The following is an 11,456-nucleotide window of genomic DNA, read 5'->3' as shown; positions in this document are numbered from 1 at the left end:
CCACTTGCGCTTTCGATCTCTCGTTAGCGGGAGGCGAATTCTACAGCGTTACACGCTGCTGTCAACACCTCATTTCCCGCTTCGATGAATTGAAGCTGGCACCGTCAAAATCATCCAACTCATTGATATTCAAGGAGTTTTCCGTTTCGACTGCGCCGGAAGTGGGCGCATTATAGGCTAATAAAATGCGCCGTCCAGCACTAATTTCAGATTTATTCAGCTTTTAGCGTAATTCGCGCAAAAGACTTCTTGCCAGCCTGGCAAACGTGAGTCGAACCCACTGCATATATATAGGAGCGATCAACCACCTCACCATCTATACGCACACCACCCGAGCCCAGCAAATCCCGCGCAACCGCAGAGTTCTTCACCAGGCCTGCTTTATTAAGGACGGCCGCAATCGGCATGTCTTCTGCCGATACGAGCTCGATCTCAGGCAAGTCATCCGGCAACTCGCCATCCTTCATACGGTTACCCGCACCGCGATGAGCACTAGCTGCCGCCTCTTCACCATGGAAACGCGCCACGATCTCTTCAGCCAGCTTGATCTTGATGTCACGCGGATTAGCCCCCGCCTCAACATCAGCACGCAAAGCATTGATTTCGTCCATCGAACGGAAGCTCAGCAATTCGAAGTAACGCCACATCAACGCATCCGGGATAGAAACCAGCTTGCTATACATCACGCCCGGCGCTTCCTGGATCCCTACGTAGTTCCCCAAAGACTTGGACATCTTCTTTACACCGTCCAACCCCTCAAGCAGCGGCATCGTCACGATGCACTGAGCTTCCTGGCCGTAGCCGCGCTGCAACTCTCGCCCCATCAGCAAGTTGAACTTCTGGTCAGTACCACCCAGCTCAACATCAGCCTTCAGCGCAACAGAGTCATAACCTTGCACCAACGGATAAAGGAACTCATGAATAGCGATTGGCTGGTTGGTGGTGTAGCGCTTGTCGAAGTCATCGCGCTCAAGCATACGAGCAACGGTGTATTGAGACGTCAGACGAATAAAGTCAGCAGGCCCCATTTGATCCATCCAGGTGGAGTTGAACGCCACCTCGGTTTTGGCCGGATCAAGAATCTTGAAGACTTGGGTTTTATAAGTCTCGGCATTATCGAGTACTTGCTCACGCGTCAGCGGAGGACGCGTAGCACTCTTGCCACTTGGATCGCCAATCATCCCGGTGAAGTCCCCAATAAGGAAAATCACCTGATGCCCCAGATCCTGGAACTGGCGCAGCTTATTAATAAGTACGGTGTGCCCCAAGTGCAGATCCGGCGCCGTCGGGTCGAAACCTGCCTTAATACGCAACGGCTGGCCGCGCTTGAGTTTCTCGACCAATTCAGACTCGACCAGCACCTCTTCGGCACCACGCTTGATTAGCGCTAGCTGCTCTTCAACCGACTTCATATCAGACCCGTAAGGCTCAAATTCAAAAAGGAACCAACCATACAAGATCAGAGACTAATTACAAGTTCTGCCCGGCATATGGCGACCATCCGCCCAGGAAAGGCTCGTCGACTTGCTTCAAGGGTGATTTGGTTATATTTTATACAGTTATTTCATCTTTACCGTGTCAGTCATCTTTTCCAATTCATCCTTTATTCAAAGTCAAATTATCTATGACCAGTCAACCGCCTAAAGCGCCACCGCTTTATCCGAAGACCCACCTGCTTGCCGCAAGTGGTATCGCCGCCCTTTTAAGCTTGGCCCTGTTGGTTTTCCCATCGAGCGAAGTAGAAGCAAAAAGAACAACTCTGAGCCTCGAACTGGAAACTCCTGCCGAGCAACTCAAGCAAGACCAAGGCAGCGAAGAGTTGGTCCAGACGACCAACGACGCCACCCCAGCGCCTTTTGCTCAAATAGAACAGCCAGACAGCACCCCTGAAGCCACCGCCAAAGTCGAAGAACCCAAAGCCCCAAACCATCGTGAAGTGGTCGTTACCAAAGGCGATACGCTGTCTACTTTATTCGAAAAAGTAGGCCTGCCCGCGTCCTCCGTTCATGACATTTTGGCCAGCGACAAACAAGCCAAGCAATTCAGCCAGCTCAAACACGGCCAGAAACTTGAGTTTGAAATGGGCCCTGACGGTCAGCTAAACAACCTGCACAGCCAGGTAAGTGATCTTGAAACCATAACCCTCACCAAAAGCGCCAAGGGCTACACGTTTCGTCGCGTTACCGCACAACCGACTCTCAAATCCGCCTACGTACACGGCGTCATCACCAGTTCATTGTCTGCTTCCGGCCAGCGTGCAGGCTTGCCGCACAGCATGACCATGCAAATGGCCAAGGTGTTCGGCTACGACATCGACTTCGCCCAAGACATTCACCCTGGCGACCAGTTCGAAATCATCTACGAGCAAAAAGTGATTAACGGCAAGAGCGTCGGCACCGGCAACATCCTGTCTGCCCGCTTTACCAACCGCGGCAAAACCTACACCGCCGTGCGCTACACCAACAAACAAGGCATCAGCAATTACTACACCGCTGACGGCAACAGCATGCGCAAAGCCTTCATCCGTACTCCAGTTGATTTTGCCCGTATCAGCTCGCGCTTCTCTTCAGGCCGCAAGCACCCCATCCTGAACAAAATCCGTGCCCACAAAGGCGTCGATTATGCGGCTCCGCGCGGCACGCCGATTAAGGCAACCGGCGATGGCAAAGTCTTCCTTGCAGGCCGCCAAGGTGGTTACGGCAACACCGTCATCATCCAGCACGGCAACACCTACCGCACCCTGTACGGGCACATGCAAGGCTTCGCCAAAGGCATTAAAACCGGTGGCACAGTGAAGCAAGGCCAAGTGATTGGTTACATCGGTACAACAGGCCTCTCCACCGGCCCACACCTGCATTACGAGTTCCAGGTCAATGGCGTTCACGTAGACCCGCTTGGCCAAAAGCTGCCAATGGCCGACCCGATCGCAAAAGCAGAGCGCACCCGCTTCCTGCAACAAAGCCAACCGTTAATGGCCCGCATGAACCAAGAGAAAGCCACTCTCCTGGCTTCGAGTAAGCGTTAAGCCATGGCCCTCTATATAGGCGTAATGTCCGGCACCAGCCTGGACGGTCTGGACATTGCACTTATAGAGCTGGGAGCGAGCATTAAACTGCTCGCCACCCACTACACGCCCATGCCAGACGCACTGCGAAGTGAACTACTGGGCTTGTGCAGCAGCGGACCAGACGAAATAGCCCGTTGTGCCATCGCTGAAAACCATTGGGTCGAACTGGCCGCTCAGGGCATCAATAGCCTGCTCAAGCAGCAGCAGCTATCGCCCAATGCCATCCGCGCCATTGGCAGCCATGGCCAAACGATCCGGCACGAACCCGCACAAGGTTTCACCGTCCAGATCGGCAACCCTGCCTTGCTGGCAGAGCTCACCAATATTTGCGTAGTGAGTGACTTTCGCCGTCGCGACGTAGCCGCAGGCGGTCAAGGCGCACCGCTGGTTCCAGCCTTCCATGAAGCCTTGTTTACCGATGATGTAGGCTACCGGGCCGTATTGAACGTAGGAGGATTCAGCAATTTAAGCCTGATTACTCCTGAAAACCCCGTCGCAGGGTTCGACTGCGGCCCGGGGAATGTTCTGCTGGATGCCTGGATACAAACGCAACGCAATGAACTCTATGACCGAAATGGCCAATGGGCAGCCAGCGGCAAGGTCGCCCCTCTTCTGCTTAGCACCTTGCTGAGTGACCCTTTCTTCCAAACAAAAGGCCCAAAGAGCACAGGCCGCGAGGTGTTTAACCTCCGATGGTTGCAGAATCACCTGAAGGCGCTTCCGGCTTTTGCCGCAGAAGATGTTCAAGCCACCCTGCTGGAACTCACCGCGCAGACTATCGTGCAGTCACTGCAGGCAGCCCAAGCGAATACCAGCGAACTGTTGGTATGCGGGGGTGGCGCGCATAACGGTGCATTGATGACCCGCCTCGCTCAGTTGCTGGAGCAAACACAGGTCAGCAGCACCCAGGCCAAAGGCGTTGATCCAGACTGGGTTGAGGCGATGGCCTTTGCATGGCTTGCACACTGCTGCCTTGAAAACATCCCCACCAACCGCCCAAGCGTCACCGGCGCGCGCGGCCTGCGTGTTCTGGGCGCTATTTACCCCGCCTGATCGCAGACAGCAAAACGCCGCGATTCTACGCGGCGTTAAGGGTGTAGCAGGTATCGCGACATTAAATCGAGAACGATGATCCGCAACCACAGGTCGTGGTTGCATTCGGGTTCTTGATGACAAAACGCGAACCTTCCAGGCCTTCCTGATAATCCACCTCGGCACCCGCCAAGTACTGGAAGCTCATCGGATCGACCACTAGGCTTACGCCTTCGCGCTCGACGATGGTGTCATCGTCGGCCACGTCTTCATCGAAAGTAAAACCATACTGAAAACCGGAACAACCGCCGCCCGTTACAAATACGCGCAACTTCAAACGATCATTACCCTCTTCATCGACCAGGCTCTTCACCTTGTGCGCAGCACCTTCGGTGAATTGCAAAGCCGTGGGGGTGAAGGATTCGACGCTCATGCTGACTATCTCCCGGCGCTATGCCGCCATAATGCGTGATGAAGCGCATTATCCGCTTCTCCTAGAAAAGCGGTCAACTATTAAGGGAGCAGCGGCAAGCTTCAAGCTACAGGCTTGCCGCGCACAACGTGAAGCTTACAGCTGCTCTTACGGCAACATTCCTGCGTGAGACAAGCCCAAGCGCTCATCCAAACCGAACAGGATGTTCATGTTCTGCACCGCTTGGCCAGAAGCCCCTTTAACCAGGTTATCGATAACCGACAACACCACGACCAAGTCACCGTCCTGCGGGCGATGCACCGCGATACGGCACACGTTCGCCCCGCGCACACTCCGGGTTTCCGGGTGACTGCCGGCGGGCATCACGTCGACAAAAGGCTCGTTGGCGTAACGCTTTTCGTACAGCGCCTGCAAGTCGACCGAACGATCCACCACAGTGGCGTAAAGCGTGGAATGAATGCCACGAATCATCGGCGTCAGATGTGGGACGAAGGTCAAACCTACGTCTTTACCCGCAGCACGACGAAGGCCCTGACGAATTTCTGGCAAATGGCGATGCCCTTTTACCGCATAAGCTTTCATGCTTTCGGACGTCTCGGCATACAACGAACCGACACTTGCACCGCGCCCGGCACCGCTGACACCCGACTTACAGTCAGCAATCAGCACAGAGGTATCAGCCAGCCCCGCTTCCAGCAACGGCAAAAAGCCCAGCTGCGCGGACGTTGGATAGCAACCCGGCACCGCAATCAGACGAGCTTGTTTGATCTGCTCGCGGTTAACCTCAGGCAAGCCATAAACAGCTTCCTTCAACAACTCTGGCGCTCCGTGCGGCTGACCATACCACTTGGCCCATTCATCCGCGTCCTGCAAGCGGAAGTCTGCAGACAGGTCGATCACCTTGGTGCCAGCCGCCAGCAATTCGCCAGCCAGTGCATGAGCAACGCCGTGAGGGGTGGCGAAAAACACCACATCGCAGGCTGCCAATGTCTGAGTGTCCGGCACGCTGAACGCCAGGCCGTCATAGTGACCGCGCAGGTTCGGGTACAGATCGGCAACTGGCAGGCCCGCCTCGGATCGAGAAGTGATGGCAACCACTTCAGCTTGCGGATGCTGTGCCAGCAAACGCAGTAATTCGACACCGGTGTAACCCGTGCCGCCGACAATACCGACCTTGACCATAACCTGCCCTCAACGAACCCACTGGAAAGCCCTCGATAATAGGGACACCGCGCCCCTGCGACAACCGTCAAGGTGACTCTCAGATGCTCTACTACTACTATTTGGTCTACCGTGAACCTGGGAATAACTAAAAATGCTTTATCTATGGATCAAAGCCTTCCACATCATCAGCATCGTCTGTTGGTTTGCAGGCCTGTTTTACCTGCCCCGCCTCTTTGTTTACCACGCACAAAGCGAAGATTCCGTCAGCAAAGAAAGATTCAGCCTCATGGAACGCAAGCTGTATCGCGGCATCATGGGCCCCGCAATGATCGCCACTCTGATCTTCGGCGGCTGGCTGCTCTACCTGACCCCGGGCTTTCTCAGCCAAGGGTGGATGCACGCCAAATTGACCCTGGTGTTTCTGCTGATCGGTTATCACCACATGTGTGGCGCTCAGGTAAAACGCTTTGCCCGCGGCGAGAACACGCGCAGCCACGTGTTTTATCGCTGGTTCAACGAAGTCCCTGTTTTATTCCTGCTGGCCATCGTCATCCTGGTGGTGGTCAAGCCTTTCTGAATTCAACTCTCCCAACTCTGAGGTTATCCAATGTCACTGCCTGCCTTGCTGGATCAACGCTTGCGCCTGCCGGTAGTCGCCGCGCCCATGTTCCTGATCTCCAACCCGCAACTCGTCCTGGCGTGTTGCCGCAATGGTGTCGTGGGCAGCTTTCCGGCGCTCAATCAACGTGACAGCAATGGGTTCAAAGCCTGGCTTGAAGAGATCGAAGCCGGGCTGGCGACATTGGAAAACCCGGCGCCCTACGCCGTGAACCTGATTGTCCACAACAGCAACCCACGGCTGCAGGCGGATCTGGCGATTTGCATCGAGCATAAAGTGCCCATCGTCATCACCAGCCTGGGCGCAGTTAAAGAGGTCGTTGATGCCGTCCACAGCTATGGCGGGCTGGTTTTCCACGATGTGACCACCCGCCGCCATGCCGAAAAAGCCGCAGAAGCCGGTGTAGATGGCCTGATTGCCGTGGCCGCAGGCGCCGGTGGCCATGCTGGCACCTGGAGCCCGCTCGCGCTGGTGGCAGAAATTCGTCAGTTCTTCGACAAAACCATTCTGCTGGCCGGTTGCATCAACCACGGCCACGAAATTTTGGCCGCTCAGGTGTTGGGCGCAGACCTCGCCTACTTGGGTACACGCTTTATCAGCACCCAGGAAAGCCATGCCCCTGACGCGTATAAAGAGATGCTTCTGGCCTCCCATGCCGCCGATATCATCCACACCGCGGCGGTATCGGGCGTACCCGCCAGCTTTATGCGTCAAAGCCTTGAGAATGCAGGTTTTGATCTGGCAGCCCTTAAAACCCAGGGCGAAGTAAAACTCAAGCCGCTCACCGACGAAGCCAAAGCCTGGAAAACCGTATGGTCCGCGGGTCAAGGTGTAGGAGAAATCACCGATCTACCGACAACCGAGCAATTAATTACCCGCATGGATGAGGAATACCGCACAGCGTTAAGCCTTACCTCACAGCTGGCCCAGTATTGGCCGCGACACTGACACCTAGAAGCCCGCCCACCCGGCGGGCTTTTTTAAAGACACACCGACAAGGAAGCCTTCATGCCAGAACTGATCCCGGGCAATACACCCTCGCAAGCACCTTACGCCACGCTGGACCCTCTGGGGTTTGACGGTCGCATCGGCCGTTTGCGATTTTTGGTCTGGAGCACAGTGATCACCCTCATTGCTATCGTGACCGGGGTATTGGTACTGCTGGCCGTCAATGTTTCACCCACATTGGGTATTACCTGCGGCGCAACACTGGCCATTGCTTATGCGTTCATTAGCCTGAGAATTGGCGCCCAACGCCTGCATGACCTCAATTGGTCCGCCTGGATGTTGCTGCTGCATCTGGTACCGATGGCCAACCTGGTGCTCGCGGTCATGATGCTCCTGATGCCCGGCACAGAAGGCCCGAATAAATATGGCCCGCCGCCACCGCCCAACAGCCGCTCCGTCACCATCGGCGCGTGGATCATCATTTTTTTGATCGGTTTGAGCCTGTTCGTGATGGCAGCACTCTTCGCTTTAGGCTTAATGGCAACGTTGATCAACGCAGCCACCAGCAACACCCTGTAAACTGCGCAGCTAAATGAACGCGTTAACGCCAGGGACATCATTGTCACCGGACTGTACCGTTGCGATGGAGAGAAACATGACCCGTTACGCTTTGATTACTGGTGCCTCCAGTGGCATTGGCCTGGCCCTGGCAGAAGCGCTTGCACGCCGCGGGCGCAGTCTCATCCTTGTTGCGCGTCAGCGCGATGCGCTGGAAAGCATTGCGCTTGAGTTGACCCAGCGTTTCGGTGTCGAGGTGTTGTTCCGCGCCTGTGACTTGGGCGAACCCCTGCGCCTGTCCGGCTTTTTGCTGGAGCTGGAGGAAGGTGACCGGCAAATCGACCTGCTGATCAACTGCGCCGGCATTGGCACTTGCGGGCCATTCCTCGCCCATGACTGGAGCGCCGAGCAAGACCTGATCGAGCTCAACATCCTGGCCCTGACCCGCATGTGCCATGCCATTGGCAACATGATGGCCGTGCAGGGTGGCGGGCAAATCCTCAACGTCTCCTCAATCGCCGCCTACCAGCCCGGCCCGTGGCTCAGCACCTACTTCGCGAGCAAAGCGTATGTACTGCATTTCTCCGAAGGCTTGCGCGAAGAAGTGAAAAAAACCGGCATCAAAGTCTCGGTACTGTGCCCCGGAGTTACCCGCACCGGCTTTTTCGACGCGGCAAACATGAACCCGGAAGCCGTCAAACGTAATAAAAGTGCCCTGAGCCCCGAAGAAGTTGCTCTTTACACCGTGCGCGCACTCGACAAGAACAAGGCGATTATCATGCCTGGCTGGCGCAACCGCTGGCTCACGCGCATGCCACGCCTGCTTTCTCGCTGGCTGACCCGCAAAATCGCAGCCTCAGTGAACAAATCTTACTGCCCGCGTTAACGAGACTGGGCGTAATCGGTGTCCGTGAGTACACTCAGACCGGACTTCACTCACGGAGACAACGCTTTGGATACTCTGTTCACCAAAATCATCAACCGTGAAATACCGGCCAAGATCATCTACGAGGATGATCAAGTGCTGGCTTTTCACGACATTGCCCCCCAAGCGCCGGTTCACTTTTTGGTCATTCCAAAAAAACACATCGCCACCCTCAATGACCTGACCGAAGAAGACAAACCGCTGGCCGGGCACATTCTGTTTACCGCACAGCGCCTGGCCAAAGAGCTGGGCTGCGAAGACGGTTTTCGCGTAGTGATGAACTGCAATGAAAATGGAGGCCAGACGGTTTACCACATTCACATGCACGTTCTGGGTCAACGCCAGATGAACTGGCCGCCGGGCTGATCGCCCTGCCCGACCGTACACACCGTGGGAGCCACCGCTCCCACGCCGACGCATGATCCAACGCAAACCCTGCCTGCGCGTTTGAGGTAAACTGGCCACCGTGATTTTTTCCGGAGGTAAGCATGACTACCCAACGTCACTACTCGCCGATTGACCGTCTCCTGTTGCAAGCCGACACCGCCATGCGCACCCTGCTGCCCTTCAGTGGTCAGCCGCATCGCCCTTCCCCGGCCATTGTCAAAACCGAAAAGCCGCTCGATGAAAAAACCGCCCGCCACGTGGCCGGGCTGATGCGCATCAACCACACCGGCGAGGTATGCGCCCAAGCGCTGTACCAAGGGCAGGCCTTGACCGCCAAATTGCCACACGTGCGCGAAGCGATGGAACATGCCGCTGAAGAAGAAATCGACCACTTGGCATGGTGCGAACACCGTATCCACCAACTGGGCAGCCATACCAGCGTGCTCAACCCGCTGTTCTACGGCATGTCATTTGGCATTGGTGCCGTCGCCGGCCTGATCAGTGACAAAGTCAGCCTCGGCTTTGTTGCCGCGACTGAAGACCAAGTGTGCAAACACCTCAACGAGCACCTTGAGCAACTGCCTGCCGAAGATGAAAAATCCCGCGCCATCCTCGAGCAGATGCGCCTCGACGAAGAACAACACGCCGAGTCAGCATTGAATGCAGGCGGCTACCGCTTCCCGGCGCCGGTAAAATTTGGCATGAGCCTGCTGGCGAAAGTCATGACCAAAAGCACCTATCGCATCTGATCCCGGCATGCGGGCCATAAAAAAGGCGGTTACCTCTCGGTAGCCGCCTTTTTTTTGTTGCGCGAAAACTTACCCCATATTGCGGGCGTAGAAGATTTCGAGCATTTCGTGCTTCACGCGCTCAGTGACCTGCGCACGTTGTTCAACCGACAGATTGCTGGTCGCGTCGCCGAACAGGTAATTATCCAGTTCGAAGTTCTTGAGCAGCATCTTGGTGTGAAACAGGTTTTCCTGGTAAACGTTCACGTCGGTCATCTGGTAACCGTCGCGAGTGTCTTCGGAGAGGTAGTTCTGGATCGAGTTGATCTCGTGATCGATAAAGTGCTTTTTGCCTTCTACGTCACGGGTAAAACCACGCACACGATAGTCGACCGTCACGATATCCGAATCAAACTGATGGATCAGATAGTTGAGAGCTTTAAGCGGTGAAATAACGCCGCATGTCGACACGTCAATATCCACACGGAAAGTCGCAATACCGTCCACAGGATGAATCTCTGGATAGGTGTGCACCGTGATATGACTTTTGTCGAGATGACCCAAAATGGTCTCTGGCAGCGGGCCAGGGGATTCTTCGATCTGGCTTTCGGTAGGCGTTACCGGCTGCTCAGAAATCAGAATAGTGACGCTGGCGCCTTGTGGATCGTAATCCTGACGAGCGATGTTCAGGATATTGGCCCCAATGATATCGACCACATCTGTGAGGATCTGCGTCAGGCGTTCTGCGTCGTACTCTTGATTGATGTACTCAACGTATGCCTGCTGGTCTTGCGGGGTTTCCGCGTAGCAGATGTCATAGATGTTGAAGCTCAAGGTCTTTGTCAGGTTATTGAACCCGTGGAGCTTGAGTTTGCTTTTCACCGTTATAAAACTCTCTATGTCGATGCGGCTCGGCCGCGTGATCCAGCATGCCCGTCAAGTGCGTGGACGCACCTGCGTAGGACGGTTAACACCTCTTCGCGATGGCGATTTTGGTTATTTGTTCGGACGTGAGCCGGGGTTATTCCCTGCTACTGCCCTTAAAAAAGTGGCGCATTATGCAGACGTCAGCTTCTGATCGCCAGAGTCTGCAATGCTTTTATGTAAATTGGATGTCGGCTCAGCCTAGCTCAACAATTTCATAGTCGTGGCTGATAGCTACACCTGCGGCGCCCAGCATGATCGACGCCGAGCAATATTTCTCGGCAGACAGCTCGATCGCACGCTTGACCTGAGCTTCTTTCAAGCCGCGGCCCTTGACGACAAAGTGCAGGTGAATTTTGGTGAACACTTTTGGGTCTTCAGTGGCGCGTTCCGCTTCCAGAAAAGCCTCACAGCTTTCAACCGGCTGACGCGACTTTTTAAGGATACTGACGACATCAAAGTTACTGCACCCACCGAGCCCAAGCAGGAGCATTTCCATAGGCCGTACGCCCAGGTTGCGACCGCCACTCTCAGGAGGGCCGTCCATGACAACCACATGGCCGCTCCCTGATTCGCCCAGAAACATGGCTTCACCAGCCCATTGAATGCGTGCCTTCATCACCCAGACTCCACTGTTCTAAAAGGGGCGCCAGCTTAGCACAGGGCCTGAA

13 protein-coding genes are annotated in these 11,456 nt (G+C 55.4%); 8 read left to right on the top strand and 5 right to left on the bottom strand.

The genetic code is table 11. The annotated features are described in order from the left end of the window. Positions 1-212 precede the first annotated feature (212 nt). The gene (tyrS, locus tag AAEZ03_RS10935) at positions 213-1,412 is read right to left on the bottom strand and encodes a tyrosine--tRNA ligase (protein WP_123750923.1); all 1,200 of its coding nucleotides are present in this window, start codon (positions 1,410-1,412) and stop codon (positions 213-215) included. A 212-nt stretch (positions 1,413-1,624) separates the two neighbouring features. Between tyrS and AAEZ03_RS10930 the strand changes: the two genes are divergently transcribed. Together AAEZ03_RS10930 and AAEZ03_RS10925 are read left to right on the top strand one after the other, a co-directional pair. Next, entirely contained in the window at positions 1,625-3,025 is a 1,401-nt protein-coding gene (locus AAEZ03_RS10930) for a peptidoglycan DD-metalloendopeptidase family protein (RefSeq protein WP_350578446.1), read from the top strand. A 3-nt stretch (positions 3,026-3,028) separates the two neighbouring features. Next, positions 3,029-4,120: an anhydro-N-acetylmuramic acid kinase gene (locus tag AAEZ03_RS10925; RefSeq protein ID WP_350578443.1), complete on the top strand. Its 1,092-nt coding sequence runs from the start codon at positions 3,029-3,031 to the stop codon at positions 4,118-4,120. A gap of 61 nt (positions 4,121-4,181) precedes the next feature. On the opposite strand, the gene erpA is transcribed toward AAEZ03_RS10925, so the two are convergent. Next, a complete protein-coding gene (erpA, locus tag AAEZ03_RS10920; protein WP_048372172.1) occupies positions 4,182-4,532 on the bottom strand; it encodes an iron-sulfur cluster insertion protein ErpA in 351 nt (116 codons plus the stop codon). A 147-nt stretch (positions 4,533-4,679) separates the two neighbouring features. Then, on the bottom strand, positions 4,680-5,714 hold the full coding sequence (gene argC, locus AAEZ03_RS10915) for an N-acetyl-gamma-glutamyl-phosphate reductase (protein ID WP_048389637.1): 1,035 nt from the start codon (positions 5,712-5,714) through the stop codon (positions 4,680-4,682). Positions 5,715-5,847: 133 nt separating this feature from the next. Between argC and hemJ the strand changes: the two genes are divergently transcribed. From hemJ to coq7, 6 genes are all read left to right on the top strand, one after another. Then, positions 5,848-6,273, top strand: coding sequence for a protoporphyrinogen oxidase HemJ (hemJ, locus tag AAEZ03_RS10910; protein ID WP_048372176.1), 426 nt, complete (start codon positions 5,848-5,850; stop codon positions 6,271-6,273). Between the two features lie 30 nt (positions 6,274-6,303). Then, a complete protein-coding gene (locus AAEZ03_RS10905; protein WP_350578439.1) occupies positions 6,304-7,263 on the top strand; it encodes an NAD(P)H-dependent flavin oxidoreductase in 960 nt (319 codons plus the stop codon). A gap of 60 nt (positions 7,264-7,323) precedes the next feature. Then, positions 7,324-7,842 (top strand): DUF805 domain-containing protein, encoded by a 519-nt coding sequence (locus AAEZ03_RS10900; protein WP_350578436.1) that lies wholly within the window; start codon positions 7,324-7,326, stop codon positions 7,840-7,842. 76 nt (positions 7,843-7,918) lie between these two features. Then, on the top strand, positions 7,919-8,707 hold the full coding sequence (locus AAEZ03_RS10895) for an SDR family NAD(P)-dependent oxidoreductase (protein ID WP_048372181.1): 789 nt from the start codon (positions 7,919-7,921) through the stop codon (positions 8,705-8,707). Positions 8,708-8,773: 66 nt separating this feature from the next. Continuing rightward, complete coding sequence (locus AAEZ03_RS10890) at positions 8,774-9,112, top strand: histidine triad nucleotide-binding protein (RefSeq protein WP_048372183.1); 339 nt, start codon at positions 8,774-8,776, stop codon at positions 9,110-9,112. A 122-nt stretch (positions 9,113-9,234) separates the two neighbouring features. Beyond that, entirely contained in the window at positions 9,235-9,882 is a 648-nt protein-coding gene (coq7, locus tag AAEZ03_RS10885) for a 2-polyprenyl-3-methyl-6-methoxy-1,4-benzoquinone monooxygenase (RefSeq protein ID WP_048372185.1), read from the top strand. Positions 9,883-9,951: 69 nt separating this feature from the next. Here the strand turns inward: coq7 and speD are convergent, their stop codons facing one another. Together speD and AAEZ03_RS10875 are read right to left on the bottom strand one after the other, a co-directional pair. Then, a complete protein-coding gene (gene speD, locus AAEZ03_RS10880; RefSeq protein WP_048372186.1) occupies positions 9,952-10,743 on the bottom strand; it encodes an adenosylmethionine decarboxylase in 792 nt (263 codons plus the stop codon). Positions 10,744-10,981: 238 nt separating this feature from the next. After that, entirely contained in the window at positions 10,982-11,404 is a 423-nt protein-coding gene (locus AAEZ03_RS10875) for an OsmC family protein (RefSeq protein WP_048372189.1), read from the bottom strand. Positions 11,405-11,456: the final 52 nt, after the last annotated feature.

The organism is Pseudomonas sp. HY2-MNA-CIBAN-0224, from assembly GCF_040310285.1.
Lineage (GTDB): Bacteria > Pseudomonadota > Gammaproteobacteria > Pseudomonadales > Pseudomonadaceae > Aquipseudomonas > Aquipseudomonas helleri.
This window is presented reverse-complemented; position numbering and strand designations above follow the sequence as displayed.

Excerpts from the sequence above, each read along its gene's own strand:
- AAEZ03_RS10930 (WP_350578446.1), top strand. The coding sequence starts at position 1,625 with ATGACCAGTCAACCGCCTAAAGCGCCACCGCTTTATCCGAAGACCCAC.
- AAEZ03_RS10900 (WP_350578436.1), top strand. The coding sequence starts at position 7,324 with ATGCCAGAACTGATCCCGGGCAATACACCCTCGCAAGCACCTTACGCC.
- erpA (WP_048372172.1), bottom strand. The coding sequence starts at position 4,532 with ATGAGCGTCGAATCCTTCACCCCCACGGCTTTGCAATTCACCGAAGGT.
- argC (WP_048389637.1), bottom strand. The coding sequence starts at position 5,714 with ATGGTCAAGGTCGGTATTGTCGGCGGCACGGGTTACACCGGTGTCGAA.
- hemJ (WP_048372176.1), top strand. The coding sequence starts at position 5,848 with ATGCTTTATCTATGGATCAAAGCCTTCCACATCATCAGCATCGTCTGT.
- coq7 (WP_048372185.1), top strand. The coding sequence starts at position 9,235 with ATGACTACCCAACGTCACTACTCGCCGATTGACCGTCTCCTGTTGCAA.
- AAEZ03_RS10895 (WP_048372181.1), top strand. The coding sequence starts at position 7,919 with ATGACCCGTTACGCTTTGATTACTGGTGCCTCCAGTGGCATTGGCCTG.
- tyrS (WP_123750923.1), bottom strand. The coding sequence starts at position 1,412 with ATGAAGTCGGTTGAAGAGCAGCTAGCGCTAATCAAGCGTGGTGCCGAA.
- AAEZ03_RS10875 (WP_048372189.1), bottom strand. The coding sequence starts at position 11,404 with ATGAAGGCACGCATTCAATGGGCTGGTGAAGCCATGTTTCTGGGCGAA.
- AAEZ03_RS10925 (WP_350578443.1), top strand. The coding sequence starts at position 3,029 with ATGGCCCTCTATATAGGCGTAATGTCCGGCACCAGCCTGGACGGTCTG.
- AAEZ03_RS10905 (WP_350578439.1), top strand. The coding sequence starts at position 6,304 with ATGTCACTGCCTGCCTTGCTGGATCAACGCTTGCGCCTGCCGGTAGTC.